This window comes from Gordonia oryzae, assembly GCF_003797185.1.
Lineage (GTDB): Bacteria > Actinomycetota > Actinomycetes > Mycobacteriales > Mycobacteriaceae > Gordonia > Gordonia oryzae.
Genome location: NZ_RKMH01000015.1, coordinates 88867 through 109742 on the forward strand (window position 1 = coordinate 88867; position 20876 = coordinate 109742).

At 65.6% G+C, this 20876-nt stretch carries 17 protein-coding genes and 1 pseudogene; 9 read left to right on the top strand and 9 right to left on the bottom strand.

The window, feature by feature from the left end:
- Positions 1–459 precede the first annotated feature (459 nt).
- Positions 460–2091, top strand: a complete 1632-nt coding sequence (locus EF294_RS17855) for a serine hydrolase (RefSeq protein ID WP_123932306.1) — start codon at positions 460–462, stop codon at positions 2089–2091.
- Here the strand turns inward: EF294_RS17855 and EF294_RS17860 are convergent.
- Positions 2081–3162, bottom strand: a pseudogene (locus tag EF294_RS17860) (beta/alpha barrel domain-containing protein). The gene EF294_RS17855 and the pseudogene EF294_RS17860 overlap by 11 nt on opposite strands.
- A gap of 712 nt (positions 3163–3874) precedes the next feature.
- On the opposite strand from EF294_RS17860, the gene lpdA reads away from it, so the two are divergent.
- Positions 3875–5260 (top strand): dihydrolipoyl dehydrogenase, encoded by a 1386-nt coding sequence (gene lpdA, locus EF294_RS17870; protein ID WP_123932307.1) that lies wholly within the window; start codon positions 3875–3877, stop codon positions 5258–5260.
- 98 nt (positions 5261–5358) lie between these two features.
- Here the strand turns inward: lpdA and EF294_RS17875 are convergent, their stop codons facing one another.
- Positions 5359–6120, bottom strand: coding sequence for a hypothetical protein (locus EF294_RS17875; RefSeq protein WP_123932308.1), 762 nt, complete (start codon positions 6118–6120; stop codon positions 5359–5361).
- A gap of 165 nt (positions 6121–6285) precedes the next feature.
- Here EF294_RS17875 and EF294_RS17880 point away from each other — a divergent pair, with 165 nt between their 5' ends.
- Complete coding sequence (locus tag EF294_RS17880) at positions 6286–7167, top strand: DNA-3-methyladenine glycosylase family protein (protein WP_123932309.1); 882 nt, start codon at positions 6286–6288, stop codon at positions 7165–7167.
- Positions 7168–7337: 170 nt separating this feature from the next.
- Here the strand turns inward: EF294_RS17880 and EF294_RS21560 are convergent, their stop codons facing one another.
- The 3 genes from EF294_RS21560 to EF294_RS17895 all read right to left on the bottom strand — a co-directional run bounded on the left by EF294_RS21560 (position 7338) and on the right by EF294_RS17895 (position 8854).
- Positions 7338–7565 (bottom strand): hypothetical protein, encoded by a 228-nt coding sequence (locus tag EF294_RS21560; protein ID WP_185091144.1) that lies wholly within the window; start codon positions 7563–7565, stop codon positions 7338–7340.
- Between the two features lie 93 nt (positions 7566–7658).
- The gene (locus EF294_RS17890; RefSeq protein ID WP_123932310.1) at positions 7659–8306 is read right to left on the bottom strand and encodes a class I SAM-dependent methyltransferase; all 648 of its coding nucleotides are present in this window, start codon (positions 8304–8306) and stop codon (positions 7659–7661) included.
- A gap of 11 nt (positions 8307–8317) precedes the next feature.
- Complete coding sequence (locus EF294_RS17895) at positions 8318–8854, bottom strand: carboxymuconolactone decarboxylase family protein (protein WP_123932311.1); 537 nt, start codon at positions 8852–8854, stop codon at positions 8318–8320.
- Positions 8855–8879: 25 nt separating this feature from the next.
- Here EF294_RS17895 and EF294_RS17900 point away from each other — a divergent pair, with 25 nt between their 5' ends.
- Positions 8880–9347, top strand: a complete 468-nt coding sequence (locus tag EF294_RS17900) for a MaoC family dehydratase (protein WP_123932312.1) — start codon at positions 8880–8882, stop codon at positions 9345–9347.
- 270 nt (positions 9348–9617) lie between these two features.
- Here the strand turns inward: EF294_RS17900 and ramB are convergent, their stop codons facing one another.
- Positions 9618–11054, bottom strand: coding sequence for an acetate metabolism transcriptional regulator RamB (ramB, locus tag EF294_RS17905; protein ID WP_123932313.1), 1437 nt, complete (start codon positions 11052–11054; stop codon positions 9618–9620).
- A gap of 104 nt (positions 11055–11158) precedes the next feature.
- Here ramB and EF294_RS17910 point away from each other — a divergent pair, with 104 nt between their 5' ends.
- The 4 genes from EF294_RS17910 (at position 11159) to EF294_RS17925 (ending at position 15779) form a co-directional block, all read left to right on the top strand.
- Positions 11159–11959 carry a hypothetical protein gene (locus tag EF294_RS17910; RefSeq protein ID WP_123932314.1) on the top strand — a complete coding sequence of 267 codons (801 nt, stop codon included), beginning with the start codon at positions 11159–11161 and terminating at the stop codon, positions 11957–11959.
- A 491-nt stretch (positions 11960–12450) separates the two neighbouring features.
- Positions 12451–13737: an isocitrate lyase gene (aceA, locus tag EF294_RS17915; protein WP_123932315.1), complete on the top strand. Its 1287-nt coding sequence runs from the start codon at positions 12451–12453 to the stop codon at positions 13735–13737.
- Between the two features lie 181 nt (positions 13738–13918).
- Positions 13919–14803 carry a 3-hydroxybutyryl-CoA dehydrogenase gene (locus tag EF294_RS17920; protein WP_123932316.1) on the top strand — a complete coding sequence of 295 codons (885 nt, stop codon included), beginning with the start codon at positions 13919–13921 and terminating at the stop codon, positions 14801–14803.
- A gap of 202 nt (positions 14804–15005) precedes the next feature.
- On the top strand, positions 15006–15779 hold the full coding sequence (locus EF294_RS17925) for a heparin-binding hemagglutinin (protein ID WP_123932317.1): 774 nt from the start codon (positions 15006–15008) through the stop codon (positions 15777–15779).
- A 100-nt stretch (positions 15780–15879) separates the two neighbouring features.
- On the opposite strand, the gene EF294_RS17930 is transcribed toward EF294_RS17925, so the two are convergent.
- The gene (locus EF294_RS17930; RefSeq protein ID WP_123932318.1) at positions 15880–16425 is read right to left on the bottom strand and encodes a helix-turn-helix domain-containing protein; all 546 of its coding nucleotides are present in this window, start codon (positions 16423–16425) and stop codon (positions 15880–15882) included.
- Between the two features lie 29 nt (positions 16426–16454).
- Between EF294_RS17930 and EF294_RS17935 the strand changes: the two genes are divergently transcribed.
- Complete coding sequence (locus EF294_RS17935; RefSeq protein WP_123932319.1) at positions 16455–17690, top strand: benzoate/H(+) symporter BenE family transporter; 1236 nt, start codon at positions 16455–16457, stop codon at positions 17688–17690.
- Between the two features lie 336 nt (positions 17691–18026).
- Here EF294_RS17935 and EF294_RS17940 read toward each other — a convergent pair whose 3' ends face one another.
- On the bottom strand, positions 18027–19316 hold the full coding sequence (locus EF294_RS17940) for an HNH endonuclease (protein ID WP_123932320.1): 1290 nt from the start codon (positions 19314–19316) through the stop codon (positions 18027–18029).
- 296 nt (positions 19317–19612) lie between these two features.
- Positions 19613–20488: a polyphosphate kinase 2 family protein gene (locus EF294_RS17950; protein WP_123932322.1), complete on the bottom strand. Its 876-nt coding sequence runs from the start codon at positions 20486–20488 to the stop codon at positions 19613–19615.
- Positions 20489–20876 lie beyond the last annotated feature (388 nt).

Consider the following 20876-nt stretch of genomic DNA (forward strand, 5'->3'; position numbering starts at 1 on the left):
AATCAGGTAGTGGTTCAACGCAGGTCCGGCTGCTTGGTCGTCGGGGTCGGTAGGGCTTCCGGTGCCCCAGTGGACGAGGCCGTGTCCGCGATGATCGGGACAACAGATGCGCGTGATCGCGGTGCCGCGATCGACGCCGTCAAGGATTCGCATCGAGTGCGGCGGTCTTGTCCCACTATCGGGCACTCGGTGTGCGTGCAGGTCGTCGGGTCGTGCATATTGCCAGCTCGACTGCCTCCCGCACCCATATGCCATTCGCAGCAGGTGGCTTGATGCCCGGCACATCGGTCGGGGAAGTGTGGAGAAGTGCGGCCCGGCGCGCGTCGGTGTGAGACAGATGCATCGGGCGGGACGGTGAGATGAACGGTTGTCCTGATTCGCGAACTACCCGGCTATCCCGGTGTTAGGGTGCTTTGTCCGTTGTGGGGCCAACCCGCAGCATCGACCCAGGAGGCACTCATGCGCGCTCGGGTACCAGGTTGGGCGGAGCTCCTGCGCGGCAGCAGATCTCTGGCGCTGCCGACCCTCGCGCTCCTCGCCGCGTGCGCGTTGCTGGTCGCCTGCGACGCCGGATCGACCTCGCCGGAAGCATCGTCCTCCTCGGCGACGCAAGAGGACCCCAACGCGCAGGCTGCGGTCCCGCTGCCGGCCGGTGCGGTGGCGAGCGCGGTCGGTCGGCTCGACGGGCTCGTCGCCACGCTGATGAACTCCACCAAGATCCCCGGAATGGCGGTCGCTGTGGTGGAGGGCAACAACGTGCGCTACGCGAAAGGGTTCGGGGTGACCGGCGAGCCCAATGGGGCGAAGGTCGATGCGGACACGGTATTCCAGCTCGCCTCGGTGTCGAAGTCGGTCGGCTCGACGGTGATCGCCCGCTTGATCACCGACAAGGTCCTGGGCTGGGACACTCCGGTTGCCGCCAACTATCCCGGGTTTGCGCTCGCCGATCCCTATGTCAGCACCAATGTCACCATCGCCGACATGTACGCCCACCGATCGGGACTTCCCGAGCATGCGGGCGACAAGATCGAGGATCTCGGCTACAACCAGCAGGAGATCATCAGCCGCTTACGGTACGTACCGCTTGCGCCGTTTCGCTCCACCTACGACTACACCAATTTCGGTCTCACCGCTGCTGCCGTCTCGGCTGCCAACAAAGCCGGCACCGACTGGGCTACGTTGTCGCAGAACATGATCTATGCGCCACTGGGAATGTCGCGTACCAGCTCGCGGTACGCGGACTTCTCCACTCGTCCCAATCATGCCCTCGGCCACGTGAAGGTCGATGGCAAGTGGGTGGTCTCCCCGTATCCGCGTGAGCCTGACGCGCAAACGCCGGCCGGCGGGGTGTCCTCGTCGGTCAATGACCTGACCCACTGGCTGTCGATGCTGCTCGCATCGGGCACCACATCTCAAGGACGTCAGATCATTTCCAGTGGCGCCCTGACGCCCGCGATCTCCCCACAGATCGTTTCGTCGCCCTCGGCCGAGCCTACCGACCGCGCCGGTTTCTACGGCTACGGGTTCAACGCCTCAGTCACCGAGGGTGGCCGGACCCAGTACAGCCACTCGGGTGCGTTTGCCAGCGGCGCCGCCACCAACTTCCTGGTGCTGCCCTCTGCGAACGTGGGGATCGTGGTCCTGACCAATGCCGCACCTGTCGGTGCCGCGGAGACCTTGACCGGAGAGTTCGCCGACCTCGTGCAGTTCGGCGAGATCACACACGACTGGGCCGGGCTCTACGGTCAGGCATTCGCCGCGCTGAGCAAGCCCTCAGGCTCCCTCGTAGGCCAGGCGGCCCCCACCAATCCCGCCGCGGCACAACCATTGTCCAATTACGTCGGCACCTTTCAGAACCCCGTGTACGGACCCGCCGAGGTCCGCGAGCAGGGTGGCGGGCTCGTCCTGGCGATGGGGCCGGGTGGCAAGATTGTTCACGAGCTGAGCCACTGGGATGGCAACACCTACACCTTCACACTTACCAACGAAAACGCCGAACCCGGGTCCATCTCGAAGGTAACGTTCAACGGTCCGACTATGACGATCGAGTACTACGACGACGGGACAAGCGACGGCGTGTTCACGAGGTGATCGATCGGTCGGCGCGCACCGGGCACTCGGTGCGTGCGTCGATCGTCGGCATGCACAGGTTGCAGTGGATGCCTTGCGACGTCGTCGACGGACGGGCGCTGATCCGTTGTGGCAGATCGGGTTAGCGGAGTAGGGCGCGGATCATGGCGAGGAAGTCGAAGCCCTCGGCGAGTGCCGCATCCATGGTGGCACGGTCGGTGATGCCGCCGAGCAGGATGATTGGTGGATCGACCGACTCCCGCAGTTGGCGTGCCAACGGCAGCAGGTAACCGGGCTGGTACTGGTAGTGCTTGAGGAAGAGTGGGCCTGCGGCCTACAGTCCCCACCGCATGGGTCCGGCGAGGCGTCGGCGGATGCAGCCCGCGGTGCCTGCTCGTGGAACGATTGCATCGGGTTGAGAAGTGCACTGCCAGCGGTGGGTTCGATCGCGTCGAGGTATCCGTCGGCTTCGGGTAGCCGCGGCGCCGCGCACGCCTGCTCGACAGTGAAGCCGCGCCACCGACGTGTCCGGGCGTCGACGCCGCCGACGCCGCCGACGCCGTCGAGTGCATCGAAGCCGGAATCGACCGCGATGCGTGCTGCGCGAGCAAATGTGGTGCGCAGCGCGGCGATTTCCTCGACGGTGGGGGAGCGCGCCATCGACATCCCCATCGGCGCCGGGATCGGTGAGGCGGCCAGCGCCCGGGCCCGATTGGACACCGAGTTGGCGACCGGGATGGCGTGACCCAATTATGCTGCCGCACAAGAACCGTCGGTATGAAGGGCCTCGGTGGGCCAGACCAGTCCGGCCGCGGCCTCCGGGCGAAGCCAGATCTGATGACAGTCGGTGCGGCCCTCCGGGAAGATTGCGCAATAGGCCACCGTGCTGATCTCGACCCCACCCACGTCGACCTCCCGATGGAAGTCGATCAGGCCGTCGGTGACGAGGACGTCGGGGGTGCGACCCTCGAATGCCGCGCATGTGATGAGGCGGTTACGCAGGTGCAGCGATCCGAGACGGGCGGGCGCGAACGGGTCCGCGGCTGATGAGTCCAGCGCTGATGAGTCCAGCGCAGTGGTGTTGGTGGTCATGACCGCTCCTTGGAGACAACCGGTCCGCCGAGTCCGGCGACCACGAACGCCCGCAGCGCCGTGACGGCGTCGTCGTGCAGGGTCCATTCCCGCCGAAGCGGTGGAGGACCAGCGTGAACGCAAGCACCCACTGGCGTCGCGTGGCGCGGGTGTAGAGGCCGGGAGCCGGTGGCACGAGCAGATCCACCCAGTCGTCCAGGCGGAATCAACGACGCGAATCCAGGCCGCGTCGTGATGGGTGTCGACGACGCGGGTCGGCAACTGCCAATGTAGATGACCGACAGGATCGGCCCGACGGCGGACGAGCGTGGCAACGACGATGTCGACGACGTCGGCGATGGTGCGACCGGCGAGTTCGCTGCACGACGGTATCGGGCGACAGCGGCGTCGACCGGTCCTCCAACAGTGCTGCCACCAGGTCGGCCTTGGAACCGAAGTGGGGTGGTGCACGGCCGTCGGATTGACCCCGGCTCGGTGCGCATGGCCCGCACTGACACCGCATCAGGGGCCGTCGGTCAGGAACAGTCGCTCGGCGGCGATCAGCAGGGGTTCGCGCGTCACCCGGGCGCGTGTCGGTGCCATTCCCGTCGAACGAAGCAGAGCTCCGTCACTGATTCAATCATTGATGGAGAACGGAGGCGTTCGAGGTGGTTACCGGCCAGTACCCGGGACGCTCTGCGCCGATACCCGACGCCGTCGTAGGGTGGTGGCCGTGGCTGAACACTTCCAAACAGTTGTCCTGGGTGCTGGTCCGGGTGGGTACGTGGCCGCGATCCGGTCCGCCCAGCTGGGCATGAACACCGCCGTCATCGAAGAGAAGTACTGGGGCGGTGTGTGCCTGAACGTCGGATGTATTCCGTCGAAGGCACTTCTCCGGAACGCCGAGCTGGCGCATATCTTCACTCATCAGGCGAAGACCTTCGGTATGTCCGGTGAGGTCTCCTTCGACTTCGGTTCGGCATTCGACCGTAGTCGCAAGGTCAGTGAGGGCATCGTCAAGGGCGTCCACTTCCTGATGAAGAAGAACAAGATCACCGAGATCGACGGATACGGTGTGTTCCAGGACGCGAAGACTCTCACGGTGGGAGATCGTGAGATCACCTGGGACAACCTCATCATCGACACTGGATCGACCGTCAAGCTGCTGCCGGGCGTCGAGCTGAGCGACAACGTCGTCACCTACGAGACCCAGATCCTCACCCGTGAGCTGCCCACGTCGATCGTGATCGTCGGTGCCGGCGCGATCGGCATGGAATTCGGGTACGTACTGGCCAATTACGGGGTCGACGTCACGATCGTGGAGTTTCTCGATCGGGTTCTGCCCAACGAGGACGTCGACGTCTCCAAGGCCATCGCCAAGGAATACAAGAAGCTCGGCGTCAAGGTGCTGACCTCCACCAAGGTGCAGACCGTCACCGACAACGGTGACAGCGTGACCGTCACCTACAAGGACGCCAAGGACAACGACGGCGAACTGACCGTCGACAAGGTCCTGATGTCGGTCGGTTTCGCCCCTCGCGTCGACGGCTACGGCCTTGAGAAGACCGGCGTCGAACTCACCGAACGCGGTGCCATCGCGATCGATGACCGCATGCGCACCAACGTCGACGGCATCTACGCGATCGGTGACGTGACCGCCAAGCTGCAACTCGCACACGTCGCCGAGGCACAGGGCGTGGTCGCCGCCGAGACGATGGCCGGTGTGGAGACGATGACGCTGGGCGATTACCGCTTCATGCCGCGTGCGACATTCTGCCAGCCGCAGGTGGCCTCGTTCGGTTTGACCGAGGCACAGGCCAAGGATGAAGGCTACAACGTGACCGTGTCGACCTTCCCGTTCTCCGCCAACGGCAAAGCGCAGGGACTCGGTGAGACCGCCGGCTTCGTCAAACTCCTCACCAACTCCGAGACCGAGGAACTCCTCGGCGGACATCTGGTGGGCGACAACGTTTCCGAGATGCTTCCCGAGCTGACGCTGGCCCACAAGTGGGACCTCACCGCGCGGGAACTCGCCCGTAACGTCCACACTCACCCGACGATGAGCGAAGCGCTGCAGGAAACGTTCCACGGCGCGATCGGGCACATGATCAATCTCTGAGTCACGCGACGAACGCGGCCCGTCCCGGTCCGCGCCGGTGGTGAACCACGGGCGTTGACCGGGACGGGCCGCGTTCGTTGTGTTCGACGGCGGAGCGCTCAGCCGTTGGTGGCCACCTTGTTCACCGCCGCACTGAAGAACTGACGAAACGCCGAGTCGTCGGGGGTCGAGCCCGGTGTGGTCGCGGTGTAGAGGGCCGAGACGCTGTATCCGTTCACCGATGCGAAACCGGTGTAGGTGGTCACGGTCACGACCGGGCCGGCCGTGGAGACTTTCTCGTCCTGACGCAGGACCAGGACGTCGTCCGGATCAGCCCGGGTGGCCGGTGCCGCTATCACGGTGTTGGTTGCGGTCGCGGTGGTGCCCGCGGCAGCGCCGGTGTTGATCGTGATCGAGAAGTTCTTGCAGGGTCCCGTCGCTCTTGCCCGTGCCGCGGCGACGTCGGTCGACTGCGCCGCGAGGCCCTCGCTGAGAATGCCGCCGCTCCTCGATGTCGCGACCGCAACACCGAGCTTCGACGCATCCACGTCCGGCAGCTTCTGCAGATCGGCGCACGCGGACGGGGTGATGGTCGCCGTGCGGGTGGTGCCCTGGAACTGCGACACCGCTTGCCGGAACTGATCCTCGGGCAGCGGGGTGAGGGTGAATCCGGCCGGGAGATCGGCAGCGGTGACCACCAATGCCTTGACCTTCGCGGGATCGCCGCTGGTCGTCGCCGCGGTGCTCGACGCCGTCGAGGGACGTGCCGATGACGCGTCGGCGGCCTTCGGCGTCCCCGACGTCGTGCAGCCGGTGATCAACAGGACCGAGGTGGTTGCCGCCGCGGCCGCCAGAGAACTGCGGATGATCATGGTGCGCATGACGTGCCCCCCTGTGTCGGTGGCTCCGGGCACACCGGAGCCACCGATGAGAGTAGCGGGCGGTTGGGCGTCGCTGTCCACGGAGGGTCGTGCGCGCGAGCGCGTCGTCCGCGGCGGTACGTCTGAGCTGGAAGTGTCGGGAACGATGGCTACAGTCGAGGGACAATGAACGCCGAGCGCACCAGGGTGTGGATACCGCCGGGACCGCTGGATCTGCGATACACGCTGGGACTGCATCGGCGCGGCGGTGGTGACCCCGCATTCCGTTACGGTCGCGACGGGTCGGTGTGGCGTGCGAGTCACACCCCGGACGGACCGGCAACCCTGACCGTGCGTGTCGACGGTGAGCGCATCGTCGGCCGCGCGTGGGGTGACGGCGCCGACTGGCTGCTCGAATCGATGCCCGCGATGCTCGGCGGCGGTGACGCCCCCGAGGCGATGCCCGTCCACGACGAGGTGGTCGCCGGACTCGTCGCCCGTTCGCCCGGGTTACGCATCGGGGCCACCGGGCGGGTGTGGGAAGCGCTCGTGCCGGCCATTCTGGAACAGAAGGTGGTCGGTGCCGAAGCCTGGCGGGCGTGGCGATACCTGTTGCGCCGCTACGGTTCCCGGGCGCCGGGGCCGGTCCCAGACGACATGCGGGTGCCGCCGCCACAGGAGCTGTGGCCCTCGATCCCGGTGTGGGACTGGCACCGCAGCGGCGCCGAGCCGGTGCGGATGCGCACCATCAGAGGCGCCACCTCACTTGATGTGGAGCGGCACGTCGGTCGGCTCGACATCCTGCGCGGTGTCGGCCCGTGGACCGTCGCCGAGACCCGGGCGCGTGCGGTCGGCGACGCCGACGCGGTGCCCGTCGGCGACTACCACATCCCGTCGGCGGTCGGGCAGACGCTCATCGGCGAGCCGGTGGACGACGCGCGCATGCTCGAACTCCTCGAACCCTATGTCGGGCACCGCTATCGGATCATCCGGATGATCGAGATACACGGCGTGCGTCCCCCGCGACGGGGCAACCGGATGAGCGTGCGCGACTATCGCGCGTTCTAAGCCGCTGAGCACTCACTCAGCGCCACAATCATCCGGCTCCGAACCGTCGCGCGATGCACCATCACACAGTGCGAATGTCGGTAGCGAATCCAAGACCCGCCGAGGGTACTTTGCGTCATGCTCAGCGCAACCGTCGGCCCGCTTCGGAACTGTCGCATCATTACTCGCCGTCACGGCAACTTTCTTCTCCTGGGCTCCAGCTCCTCGGCGGAGCCACCCGGTCGCCAACGGAGCACCAGGCCGGCGGCGCCGATCCGCGCGGCACGACGCTCACGCGGGTCCTCGCGGTCATCGGTGTGCTCGCACTGTGGCAACTCCGGAGTGCTCTGGGATTTCTGCCGCAGGACAACCTTCCCGCGCCGTGGCACAGTATCGAGTTCGGCTGGGAGAAGCAGCAAAGCGGTGAACTCACCGACGTCATCGTCGCCTCCACCGAACGCGTGGCGATCGTCCTGGGGCTCGGTGAAGGCATGGTGCGCTGGTGCGTCCGGTCAGTGCGCACCGGGAGCCCACGCCAGCACGTACTGCCCCTCACCGATGACGCTCTGCTCGATGTGCTCGGCACCGCCTCGGCGCAGAGCGCCGGTGATCTCGTCGTGCTTGAAGACGCGGTAGCCGCCGATGGTCGCCAGCGTCGTTACCCCGGGTATCGTCGAGACCGGTCCGGCCACCGAGGTGAACACCACCAGGAGCGCACCGGGGCGCGCCACCCGTAGCATCTCGTCGAGCACAGGGAGCGGGTCGGGGATCAGGTAGAGTGCTGCCAGGCAGATCACCTCGTCGAAGGTGTTGTCGGCGAACGGGATTGCGTGCGCGTCGACGCGGAGGTAACTCGCGCGGGTGATGCTGTTGGTGGCGACCGCGGTGTGCAGCATCGACGGTGAGTAGTCGATGCCGACAACCCGTCCGTCGCCGGTGAGGCCTGCAGCGATGTCTCGGGTGTAATTGCCAGGCCCGCAAGCGATGTCGAGAACGATGCGTTCACCGGGCCGGCGCAGGAAGGCGCGCAGTGCGGCGTCGTAGTCGGCGGTCTCGGGACCGCCGAGACTGAAGCCGCGGGTGAACACCGGCCGCCATGCATGCTCGTAGACGCGGGAGAACAGCGGGTTACTCATCATCCGCGCGGCAAATGATCCCATCGGCGAACGGCTCAGGTGCGAACGTCGAGCTGCACGCGCAGGGTGTGCAGGGTGGTGGCCAGCATGTCGTACTGACCGACGAGCAGAAGTAAGCCGATGGTGCGGCGCTCGTCGAGATGGCGGCGCAGCGCCTCCCACGCGACGTCGTCGACGTCGCGGGTGGTCACCAGTTGGTCGACCACCCGCAAAATGGCGCGTTCGCGGTCGCCCCATCCGGCGTCGGGACCGTCGAGGATGCGCGCGAGTTCGTCATCGGTGATGCCCGCGCGTTTGCCGATCCGACGATGATGGTCGAGCTCGTAGGCCGACCCGCGCAGGTGCGCGACGCGGATGATCACCATCTCGGAGTCCTTGCGGGACAACGTCCCGAACGGCATCAGCCGCGCCCCGAAGTACAGCCACGCCCGGAACAAACCTCGCGTGCGACCCAGCGTGGAGAAGATGTGGGTGTCACGGACTCCGGTGACGCGCGCGGCGAGGCGGGTAAACGCCCAATTGGCGGGACCGAGGTCACCGAATCCGCCGGGAGCGATCCGAGGGGTGCTCATGGCATCACGGTAGACTACGGCGATTATGACGACTATCACACCGCGCGTGTTCAGCTCCCTCGATGACGTCAAGGCCGCGATCGGCGAAGACCTCGGCTCCGGCGAATGGCTCGAGATCACCCAGGAACGGGTCAACCAGTTCGCCGAGGCCACCGGCGACCATCAGTGGATTCACGTCGACGTGGAGCGCGCGAAGGCCGGGCCGTTCGGTGCGCCCATCGCACACGGCTTCCTGACGCTGTCGTTACTGCCGATGCTCGCCGGGTCGATCTTCACCGTCGAGGGCCCCAAGCTTGTCATCAACTACGGCTTGAACAAGGTGCGTTTCCCCAATCCGGTGCCGGTCGGCTCCCGCATCCGCGCCAACGCCGTGATCACCTCCGTCGAGGAGGGCCCCAAGGGTGTGACCATGGTGGTGCGCAACACCGTCGAGATCGAGGGTGCCGACAAGCCCGCATGCGTCGCCGAGAACGTCCGGGTGATGGTCTACTGACCCCTCGCCCTCGGATCGGTTGGTCGAACTCAGGCGGCAGTCCACACGGCGGCAGTCCTCACGGCGGCAGTCCTCACGGCGGCGGCGCGGTGGTGTAGGTCGCGGTGCTGCTCACGATCACCGTACTCACGCGCACCCTCGTGTTGGTGATCGTCGCATGTGCGCCAGGCGGATCGCGATGTTTGTGTGTGATCGTCCGGCGGCACAAACGTTTTCCGACGTTGCCTCGGGCGGGCTGATCACGACGTTTCGCCGGCCGGTGCGGTCTCGTCAGATGTTCATGTACGGCGAGACTGTGCTCCCGTGCTCGTTGACCCGCAGACGCGTGCCCAGCGAGGGGAAGGCACGTTGCGCACAGTGCTGGCGCTCGCACACACGGCAACCGGCACCGATCGGGGTGATGCGCGCCTGCGGACCGATCTCGAGCCCATCGGAGTAGATAACGCGCGCGGCATGTCGTAGCTCGCATCCCATGCCGATAGCGAAGGTCTTGCCGGGTTGGCCGAACCGTGCCGCCCGACGCTCAACGGTCCGCGCGATCCAGAAATATTCACGGCCGTCGGGCATCTCGGCGATCTGGGTGAGGATCTTGCCCGGTGATCCGAACGTCTCGTACACGTTCCATAGCGGGCAGGTGCCGCCGGAGGAAGAGAAGTGGAATCCGGTGGCGGACTGTCGTTTCGACATGTTGCCGGCCCGGTCCACACGCACGAACGACCACGGGATGCCGCGCAGATTGGGCCGCTGCAACGTCGAGAGCCGGTGACAAATCGTTTCGTAGGAAACAGCGTAGAACGCCGAGAGCCGTTCGATGTCGTACCGGAAATCCTCGGCCGCGCCGTGGAACTGACTGTAGGGCAACAGTGTTGCCGCCGCGAAGTAGTTGGCCAGGCCATACCTGGCCAGCGAGCGGGCCTCGTCGCTGGTGAAGGTGCCGGCCTCGACGAGTTCGTCGATGAGATCACCGAACTCGAGCAGCGCCAATTCAGTCGCGAGTTTGAAGGCGCGCTGCCCCGACGACAGCGCCGCAGACACCTCCAGCCGGCGGGTGCCCGGGTCGAACCGGTGCAGCACATAGTCACCCAGGTCCACGCGGCGGACGACGGTGACCCCGTGACGCGTCTGAAGGCGATCGATGATCTCGCGGCGCACATCACCGGAATGCATTCGCATCCGGGTGGTCATCTCCTCTGCGGCGACGTCGAGTTCGTGAAGGTAGTTGCGGCGCTGATAAAAGTAGTCGCGCACTTCCTCGTGCGGTGCGGTGATCGCGCCGCGCATTGATCGGTCGCCGCGTTCGTCGGTCGCCGCGGCGAGCTGATCGGAGGAGTTGCGGTAGCGCCGGTACAGCGTGACCATCGCGTTCGCGATGTCCGGGTGCCCGGCGACCATCGCACTGATCTCTTGCGGGTCGAGTGCGGTGTCGGTGGCCTCGACGTCGTCGTCGAGCAGCACCTCGCGGAGCTCGGCAACGAGGCGGACGTCGTCTTGGGAGTCGAAGAACCCGGCGTCGACGCCGAAGGTCTCGGTGATCCGTGCGAGCACCTTGGCGGTGAGCGGCCGCGCATCGTGTTCGATCTGGTTGAGATAGGACGGGGAAATCTCGAGTGTCTGGGCCAATGCCACCTGCGAGAGGCCGCGCTCTGAACGCAACTGACGCAGGCGTGAACCCACGTAGGTTCGCGCACCCGCATAGGTCTTGGTCACCGCACGCCTCCGTCGCTCACCGTCGTCCTCACCGCCCCTGCGACCCGCCCAAGTCGATGCTCCTGATCCGGGGGAGTCGACGAGCTTCAGGGTACGGTGACGGCGTGCGGGTAGTGCGCGCTCATCGGCGCAGGGGGACGGGCTCGGGGCCGGCGGCGCTGGTGGTGGGCCTCGTCGCAGCGGTGACGGTGGCGTGTGGTCATGCGCCGACGACCGTCCCCGATCTGGCGGCGGCGCCGGCCGACCTGCTGCTCGACCCGTCGACGTTGCCGGTCGGCTTCACCGCCACCGAGTTGTCGGTGCCTCAGCTCGTCGACTCCAACTCCACGCAACTTACCGCCTCTGACTCCACCGAGATCACTCCGCCGCAATGCCGGCCCACCGCCGATGCGAGGCTCAACCCGACCCTGACCGAGGCGAATTCGGCGGTGCTGGCCGCACAAGCCTCTTTCGGGGGGCTCGTCGAGCTGGTGACCACACAGATGCGCGACATCGGCGCCGACGTGGCCGTGATGACCGGTGCCTGTGCGCGCACGCAGACGCGGATCACTACGGGCAACCTCGCCGGGACGAGCATCGTCACCGAGCACACCGAGATGGCCACGCCCGAACTCGGCAAGGACTCGGAGAAGGTCGAGCAGATGCTGCTCGTGAAGTCAGCGACGACGACCACTCTGGCGGATCGGTCGGTCCGCACGCGCATCGACTATGTGGGCTACGCGATCGTCGCTCGGCCGGGTGGCGCCGCTCCGATCTCGGTGAGTCTGACGGTGTCCGGTGACCCGACCGATGCCGTCGCGCCGCCAGCGGCGCCGCCAGCCGCCCAGCCCCCGCTCGCCGAACAGGACTTCGTGACGCTGTTCGGCAGTGCGCTGTCGGTGGCCACGGCGGGCCGCAAGGGCTGACGACGGCGCCGCGCCGCGCCATTTTGCGGTTTCCGCCGGCGTTGACCTTGTCGGCTGCGTGTGAAGGTCGTCACATTCCCACGGCCGGACGCGGCCGGCCGGCGCTCACGTGTGTCATCGGCCCTCGTATCGAGGGCACCGGAAGGACCGCAGAAAATCCCAGTACGCGCGTACTTTTTTATGCAGCGGACCCGGTCTTCACACGTTGGCTTTTGCAACATTTGCAAAACCGGAGCGAATCGTGGCCAGTGTTCACAGCGCAAACCTTACTGGACCTGCGGCTTTGCCCTGTGTCACTCTTGATTGCAGACACAACCGGACCACTTCGGCGAGTTCGCAAAAGTGACGGCGGCCTTCCGATCGCGGCCATCGATTGCATCACTCTCCGAATCCGGGCGTCTGTCAGCAAGGGATTCGGCTCGGTGTCACGCACGGGCCGGACCACCATCGGTCACGTCGGGCCGAGTAGTACAACGAAAGCGAAGTGGCTAATGAGCAACGTCGGAAAGCCCCGTACCGCCGCGGAGATCCAGCAGGACTGGGACACCAACCCGCGCTGGAAGGGCATCACCCGCGAATACACCGCCGACCAGGTCGTCGAGCTGCAGGGCTCGGTTGTGGAGGACCCCACCCTGGCCCGTCGTGGCGCCGAAATCCTCTGGGAGGGTGTCAACGGCGACAACTACATCAACGCGCTCGGTGCCCTCACCGGCAACATGGCCGTCCAGCAGGTGCGCGCCGGCCTCAAGGCCATCTACCTCTCCGGCTGGCAGGTCGCCGGTGACGCGAACCTCTCCGGTCATACCTACCCCGATCAGTCGCTCTACCCGGCCAACTCTGTGCCGTCGGTCGTGCGTCGCATCAACAACGCGCTGCTGCGCGCCGATGAGATCGCCAAGGTTGAGGGCGACACCTCGGTCGACAACTGGGTCGTGCCGATCGTCGCCGACGGCGAGGCCGGCTTCGGCGGCGCGCTCAACGTCTACGAGTTGCAGAAGGCCATGATCGCCGCGGGTGCCGCCGGCACCCACTGGGAGGATCAGCTCGCCTCGGAAAAGAAGTGCGGCCACCTCGGTGGCAAGGTGCTCATCCCCACCCAGCAGCACATCCGCACCCTGACCTCGGCTCGCCTGGCCGCCGATGTCGCCGGCGCGCCGACCGTCGTCATCGCCCGCACCGATGCCGAGGCCGCGACCCTGATCACCTCCGACGTGGACGATCGCGACAAGCCGTTCCTCGATGGGACCCGCACCGCGGAGGGCTTCTACGGCGTGAAGAAGGGCATCGAGCCCTGCATCGCCCGCGCCAAGGCCTACGCCCCGTACTCCGACCTGATCTGGATGGAGACCGGCAAGCCCGACTTGGAGCTGGCTCGCAAGTTCGCCGAGGCCGTCAAGAGCGAGTTCCCGGACCAGTTGCTGGCCTACAACTGCTCGCCGTCGTTCAACTGGAAGCAGCACCTCGACGACGCGACCATCGCGAAGTTCCAGAACGAGCTCGGCGCCATGGGTTTCAAGTTCCAGTTCATCACGCTGGCCGGGTTCCACGCCCTCAACTACTCGATGTTCGATCTGGCCTACGGCTACGCCCGCAACCAGATGAGTGCCTACGTCGAGCTCCAGGAGCGCGAGTTCGCCGCCGAGGAGCGCGGTTACACCGCCACCAAGCACCAGCGTGAGGTCGGTGCCGGATACTTCGACAAGATCGCCACCACCGTCGATCCCAATACCTCGACCGCAGCCCTCAAGGGCTCGACCGAGGAAGGTCAGTTCCACTAGGACTCGACTGTCCGCGATTGTGCGTACCAGACAGGCGGCCCGCGACTCACGTTGCGGGCCGCCTGTTCCCGTAGGAGCGGCGTCGTCGCCCCCCGTGGGTCACGCCTCGCTGTCGAAGTTCGTTGTCGTGTAGCTACATCGAGTGCTGGGTTCTGCTTGATCTGTTGCCAGGAGTGCTGCAATGTCCGGTGAGGTCGTCTCGCGCGTGGGCGTCGTCGGCGCGGGGCAGATGGGTGCCGGGATCGCCGAGGTGTGCGCTCGCGCCAACGCCGACGTCCTGGTCTATGAGGCCACGCGGGAACTGACCAGTGCCGGGCGGTCGCGCATCCTGCGCTCCCTCGACCACGGTGTGTCGAGCGGCAAGCTGACCGAGCGCGAACGCGAACAAGCCTCGTGCCGACTGCGATTCACCTCCGATCTCGGGGATTTCGCCGATCGGCAGATCGTGTGCGAGGCGATCGTCGAGGACGAAATGGCCAAGACCCAGGTCTTCGCGCGCCTCGACAGGGTCGTCACCGACGCTGATGCGGTGCTCGCCTCCACTACGTCGTCGATCCCGATCACGAAGCTGGGCATGGCAACCCACTGCGCCGGCCGGGTGATCGGCATGCACTTCTTCAACCCGGTGCCGGTACTGCCGCTCGTCGAACTGGTTACCACAGTGGAGACCGCGACCGAGGTGAGCAAGCGCGCCGAGACCTTTGCCCACAACGTGTTGGGCAAACAGGTGATCCGATCGGCCGATCGCTCCGGGTTTGTCGTCAACGCGCTGCTCGTGCCGTATCTGTTGTCGGCGATCCGGATGGTCGACACCGGTTTCGCGACCGTGGAGGACATCGACAAGGGCATGGTGCTCGGTTGTGCGCACCCGATGGGTCCGATGCGGCTGGCCGACCTCGTCGGCCTCGACACCGTCAAGGCGATCGCCGATTCGATGTACGACGAATTCAAGGAACCGCTCTACGCGGCACCACCGCTGTTGTTGCGGATGGTCGAGGCAGGTCGGATCGGCAAGAAGGCCGGTCGTGGTTTCTACTCCTACCCCGAAGGGGTCGCCGGCTCGTAGCGCGCTGTGGGCCGCTGTCTTGCTATGACCGTGCTAACAAAGCGCTTGCAATTGCTAGCGAAGAGTGGATACTAGTAGATGGAAGCGCCGCAACACCGATGATCGCGACCAGTTTTCACCGTCCCGACGGTCATTCGCTGATCTCGAGAATCGACATTCGTTGCGCTGCTGAACTTATGACAACCCCCTCAAGGAGGCCGAAATGAGCACCGCCGAACGAACCCTGGCAAACCCCTTCTATGCAGTCGTCGGCGCGGGCGATCTGGCCATCGCGCAGGTAACCGACGCCGTCGCGCAGCTGCGCGAGCGGACCGAAGCCGCCACCGAGACCGCGAGCACCCGCTTCGAGGAGACCAAGAGCCGGTTGAACAGCCTGCCCGATGAGGTCCCGAGCATCGACGAGCTGCGCGCCAAGCTGAATCCCGAAGAACTGCGCAAGGTTGCCGAGCCCTATGTCGAGCTGGCCACCACCTTCTACAACTCGCTCGCCGAGCGCGGCGAGGAGACCCTCGAACGTCTGCGTCAGCAGCCGCTGGTCCAAGAGGGTCTGACACGCGCCGAGAAGACCTATAACGACGCGGTCGACCTCACCGAGGACGCCCTCGGGGTCGTCTCGACTCAGACCCGCTCGGTCGGCGAGCAGGCCGCCAAGATCGCCGGACTTGTTGGAGCCCGCGTCGGTGAGGCAGGCGACGCACTCGACGACGCCGCCGACGCCATCGGTGGCAAGATCGATGAGGCTGCACTCGAGGCTGGCGAGAAGCTCGACGAGGCCGCCGAGGCCGTCACCGAGGCCGGCGAGATCGTCAAGGCGCAGGCCGCGACCGCCGCATCCAAGATCGACGGCGCGGCAGGCACTGTGGAGAGCAAGGCGCGCACCGCTAACGACTCGCCCGCCAAGAAGATCGCCGCCGCCAAGAAGGCCCCGGCGAAGAAGGCCCCGGCCAAGAAGGCGCCCGGTCGCGCGACCAGCTGAGCTGACCCACGCTGATACGAATTCCCAACGTCCCCTACGGCTTCGGCCGTGGGGGACGTTGTCTGTCGGGTCGCAGTCTGTCGGGTCGCAGTCTGTCGGGTCATTGTGGATCGGGGGTGGTGGGTGTCTCGGGTGAGTCGATGGTGAGCACCGCCAGCGCGCCGTCGTCACTTCGGTAGCTGTGGTCGGAATCCGAGATCCACTGCAGGGATCGGCCGGGTCCGGCGGTGTTCTCGGCCCCGAGTGGGCCGGCGGTGATGTGCCCGCGTACCACCCGGACATGCTCGACGACGCCGACTCCGTGGGCACGTGAAGTCGTGGTGCCGCCCGGATGGACCGCGAGCCAGAACACTTCGGTGGTGGCACCGCCGGGATGATGCTCGACGTGCAGAAGTCGCGCCGAGAGGTACGGGCCTGAGCCCTCGGTGCCGGACTCCTCGCCGAGTAACGCGGTCAGCGGTACCCCGAGCGGGCCGGCGACGGCGTAGAGAGTGTCGAGAGTCGGGTTGCGCCTTCCGGATTCGAGCTCGGACAGCGATCCCTTGCCAACGCCGGCGGCACGGGCGAGTGCTGACAGGCTCATGCCCCGCCGCTCGCGGGCTGCGGTGATACGAGCGCCGACCGCAGATTTCGCCGGATGTTCCATAAACAGAACGATAGCGTTATGGTGGCCCGATGACCACCTCTCCGGCGTCGTCGTCGATCACCGAACCGATCACCGCAGGAATCATCACTGCGCTGGTCGGCTTCACGTCGTCGTTTGTCGTGGTGGTCGCCGGGTTGCGTGCGGTCGGCGCCGATCCCGGACAGGCGGCGTCGGGTCTGCTCGCGCTCACCGTAACCTTCGCGATCGGGATGCTCGTCCTGTGCGTGGTCACGCGCAGACCGATAACCCTGGCCTGGTCGACTCCGGGAGCTGCGATGCTGGTGGCCGCCGGCGCGGACTATCACGCCGGTTGGCGGGCTGCGGTCGGAGCCTTTCTGGTCGTAGGAATGCTGATCCTGGCGACGGGGCTGATCCCGGCTCTGGGTGATCTGATCGGCCGGATACCTGCTCCGATCGCACAGGCGATGCTGGCCGGTGTTCTGTTGACGCTGTGTCTGGCACCTATGAAATCGCTTGCCGCGCAGCCACTGCTGACGCTGCCGATCCTCGCCGTGTGGCTCATCGCGACTCGATGGCTGACCCGCTGGGCGTTGCCGCTGGCGTTGGTGACCGCCCTCGTCGTGATCTGCAGCTACGTCGCGGTGCACGGTGTGGGTGTGACGACGCAGTGGTGGCCGCACATCGCCTGGACCACTCCGAAATTCGATGTGTCGGTGATCGTCGGGTTGGCCATTCCGCTTTACGTGGTGACGATGGCGTCGCAGAATGTTCCCGGCGTGGCGGTGTTGAAATCTTTCGGATATGAAACACCCTGGCGTCCTGCGATGTTCGTGACCGGGATGGGTACGGTCATCGGCGCACCGTTCGGTGGGCATGCCATCAACCTGGCGGCGTTGTCGGCGGCGCTGGCAGCGGGCGAGGAGGCGGGCACCGACCGAGCCCGTCGATGGATCGCAGGTGTGTCCGGCGGCATCAGCTATCTGGTGCTGGCGTTGGCTTCCGGAGCGCTGGTCACGATCACTGCGCTTGCGCCACCGGGACTGCTGGAGGCCGTGGCCGGGCTCGCGCTGCTGGCTACGTTCGCCAATGCTCTACTTGGTGCGTTCACCCACAACGAATTTCGGATCGCGTCGGGTCTGACGTTCGTCACCGCAGCTGCGGGCGTGACGTTCTGGGGGATCAGCGGCGCCTTCTGGGCCATCGTCGTAGGGCTTGTGTCCCACGGTGTGCTGCGTCGTCGAGGGTCAGCGTCCGGACCCGACGGGCATCGCGGAGTTGAGGATCGCGAGCGTAGCGCTCAGTGACTTGTGAGCCAATGCCGACAGGCAGCCGAAGGTGGGTGACCAGACTCGGAATGAAGCGCACTACCTCCCGCCCGGTGGCGCTCTCACCTCGCGGCCGTCGGATGGTTGCGCGTTCGGGCGATTCCCATCCGGTGGTCTTCCCACTCCGATGGTCGAGGTGCCGAGGAGCGACAGCGACGGGCCTCGAGACCTGTTGTGCCGAGAGGGTTCCGGGCTAAAAACGCTCGAATACCTCGACCATCGGGTGGGGATTATCCCTATGGAGTTCTCAAAGATCAGATGCGGTCCCGGCCGTACCGGGTGCAGGGAATCAGGTAGTAGCGGAGGCGCTTCGGGTCAGGCTGCTTCGTCGTCGAGTCGCATGGTGCGGCGGTGATACGATGGCACTGGTCGGCGTTTCGGATCGATGCTGGCGGGTGGGATCAGCCAGGGGTGTCGGTCGAATCCCATGATGATGTCCCAGCCATGGTGGTGCACGTCGTCATGGCAGCTGCTGCACAGCAGGCAGCCGTTGTCGAGGTCGGTGGGACCGCCATCGGCCCAGTGGACGATGTGGTGTCCTTGGCAGCGTCCGGCGTGGGCTCCGCATGTGATGCACCCGCGATCCCGCACCAGCAACGCTTTCCGTTGTCCGGGAGTGAACAGCCGTTCTTGGCGTCCGACGTCGAGGGGTACGCCGTCGGGGTTGAGGATGATCTTGGTGATGGTGGTGTCACACGACAGCATTGTCGCGGTGCCTTCGGTGATGGCACCCATGTTCTGCAACTCGCCGCCGAGCGCGGGGTTGTCCGCCGACCACGTCCACAACAGTCCGTTGGTCGGTTTGGCCGAGAAGGTGGTGTCGGCCAATCCTTGTGCCGCCAACTCCACGATCGTTTCGAACGCGGCCGCGCAGATCTGCTCGGGTGTCCGCGGATCCGGGGACCCATCGGGTTGCGGCTTGGGCGCTGACAAGGTTTCCATCAAAGTCCGTGTCTTTTCTCCGGCGATGATGTCGAGGTTCGCCGAGATCTCCAGCCGGCCGTCGTCGGTGATCCGGTCGGTGTAGGAGTTGATCTGCTTGTCCTCCGCGGCCGGTAACCCACCCGGTGTGTCAGCCGCCAACTCGTTGCCCAGCTGCCGCGCATGGGTGGTGATCTCGGCGGGAGTGAATCCGGCGAAGTAATGCGACAGCAGTGTCCGCAGAAATTCATACCGTTGCGCGGTGTCCATAGGTTCGGGGCATCGGGTGTCGATGTGCGCCAACCCGCGGACGATGGCATCGACGTGTTCGGACGAGATGGACCCGTCGGCGGCGTGCGCCAACAACAGATCAATGTCGGTGGTGGCCGCGACCCGCACATACCGTGACGCGACGGCGGGTGCGAAACCCAAGCTGATCAACAATTCCCGAAGCCGGGTGGTCTTGTGATCGGCGACGCCCAGCCGGTCTATGTCACCGGTGAGGGTGGTGGCGTGATGATCGACTAGATTCCGCAGCAGCAGGACTTGTTTCATGGCGCCGAAGGCTTGCGGTCCGGTCATGTCCGGATTCCATTGCAGGTCGCTGAGTTGGGTGACGATGGCGGCGAACACTGCTCCGGCGTTGACAGTTTCAGTGTCGAGAGTTTCAGTGGATTCGATCATGGACCCCTCCCCAGCGGCTGATCGGTGTGATGGCTCCAGTGTAGGTCGCCAGTGTGTTCGATGCAAGGGGGTTTTTGATCAATTCTGCTTGTGGACAATGTGTTTCGGTGCCGAGTTTCTGTCGGTGGGGTGTGGTAGGGGGTGCGGGTCTTGTTTGTTTTGCTTTCGATGTGGTTGGGGGGCTTGTTGTCTCGCCGGGTCTCGAGGCTCGCCGCACGCGGCTCGCACCTCGACCATCGGGAGGGGGACACCACGACCATAGATCAGGAGAGGTACTCGGACTTCAAGAGGCGAGGTCAGTCGGGGAGTGCGGCAAGGCGTTTCTTCTCAGCGTCGACATCAAACTCTGCAGCGGGCCAATGGAGGTCGAGACCTGACAGGGCATCGATGAGTAGTTCGCAGATTGCCAGGCGGGAGAACCACTTCCGATTGGCGGGGATCATGTACCACGGGCTGGCGTCGGAGTCGCAGCGGTCGAAGATTGCCTGGTAGGCCTCGCGGTAGTCGTCCCAATAGGCGCGCTCATCGAGGTCGCCGGGGTTGTACTTCCAGTATTTGTCGGGACGGTCGAGGCGTTCGGCCAGTCGGGTCTTCTGCTCGTCCTTCGACACCACCAGCGCGCATTTCACGATAGTGGTGCCGGTGTCGACGAGTTCGTGCTCGAACCGATTGATGATGTCGTAGCGCGCCTCCCACTCCGATTGCGGTACCAGGGAGTGCACACGCACCGGCAGGACATCCTCGTAGTGGGAGCGGTCGAAGATGCCGATGCGTCCGGCCGGGGGTAGCGCCTTGCGGATGCGCCACAGGAAATCGTGGGAGAGTTCCTCGGGTGAGGGCTTGCCGAATCCCTTGACGCTCAGGCCTTGCGGGTCGAGTAGTCCGCCGACATGTCGCACGATCCCGCCCTTGCCTGCGGTGTCCATGCCTTGCAGGACCAGCAGCACCGAGCGGTGGTCGCCGGCTCTGCCGTTGGCGAAGAGCAACTCCTGCAAGCCTGCGAGGACCTCACCGCGTTCGGTGAGCAACTCCTCGCCGAGACGGCGGTCTCCATCGAAACCAGGTGTGCTGTCTGGGTCGAAATCGGCGATCGGGCCGACGGTACCCACGCGCAATGCGCCGATCGGTTCTTGTGCCCAGCCCTTCGTCGAACTTCCGCCGCGCTTGCCCATGATGCAACCTCCTCGTCGTATGGCCCAGACAGTACCCAAGGCGAGAAGGGTCGCGGGTCCGGTCGGTGGGTAGAGTGGACCGCCGCCGAAGGCTTCGCGATGCGAATCAGGCTGCGCGTCAGCATTGTTGATGATTCCGTGTTCGCTCCCGTACTCCGCGCTGAGCAGAGTGTGTCCGGTCAGGTTCGGCAGTGCTGGGTCTTCGGTGAGCGCCGCGATGACCCTACCCGCGAATTCGGGGTCCTGAGGTTGACCCCGTTTACCGGACATCCTGATGGCCGGCTGCGTGCTGGCGAGAGAGGATGGAGTAGTGGGAGCAAAGCGTAAGAGTTACACGCCGAAGTTTCGGAGTGAGGCTGCGCATCTGGTGATCGATACCGGGCGCTCG

Bases quoted from the DNA above. Each gene is read 5' to 3' on its own strand.
- EF294_RS17895 (WP_123932311.1), bottom strand. From the start codon at position 8,854: ATGAGCACCCCTCGGATCGCTCCCGGCGGATTCGGTGACCTCGGTCCC.
- EF294_RS17880 (WP_123932309.1), top strand. From the start codon at position 6,286: ATGAACGCCGAGCGCACCAGGGTGTGGATACCGCCGGGACCGCTGGAT.
- EF294_RS17935 (WP_123932319.1), top strand. From the start codon at position 16,455: ATGACCACCTCTCCGGCGTCGTCGTCGATCACCGAACCGATCACCGCA.
- EF294_RS17920 (WP_123932316.1), top strand. From the start codon at position 13,919: ATGTCCGGTGAGGTCGTCTCGCGCGTGGGCGTCGTCGGCGCGGGGCAG.
- EF294_RS17930 (WP_123932318.1), bottom strand. From the start codon at position 16,425: ATGGAACATCCGGCGAAATCTGCGGTCGGCGCTCGTATCACCGCAGCC.
- EF294_RS17900 (WP_123932312.1), top strand. From the start codon at position 8,880: ATGACGACTATCACACCGCGCGTGTTCAGCTCCCTCGATGACGTCAAG.
- EF294_RS17855 (WP_123932306.1), top strand. From the start codon at position 460: ATGCGCGCTCGGGTACCAGGTTGGGCGGAGCTCCTGCGCGGCAGCAGA.
- EF294_RS17890 (WP_123932310.1), bottom strand. From the start codon at position 8,306: ATGGGATCATTTGCCGCGCGGATGATGAGTAACCCGCTGTTCTCCCGC.
- EF294_RS17875 (WP_123932308.1), bottom strand. From the start codon at position 6,120: ATGCGCACCATGATCATCCGCAGTTCTCTGGCGGCCGCGGCGGCAACC.
- aceA (WP_123932315.1), top strand. From the start codon at position 12,451: ATGAGCAACGTCGGAAAGCCCCGTACCGCCGCGGAGATCCAGCAGGAC.
- EF294_RS17940 (WP_123932320.1), bottom strand. From the start codon at position 19,316: ATGATCGAATCCACTGAAACTCTCGACACTGAAACTGTCAACGCCGGA.
- EF294_RS17925 (WP_123932317.1), top strand. From the start codon at position 15,006: ATGAGCACCGCCGAACGAACCCTGGCAAACCCCTTCTATGCAGTCGTC.
- EF294_RS17950 (WP_123932322.1), bottom strand. From the start codon at position 20,488: ATGGGCAAGCGCGGCGGAAGTTCGACGAAGGGCTGGGCACAAGAACCG.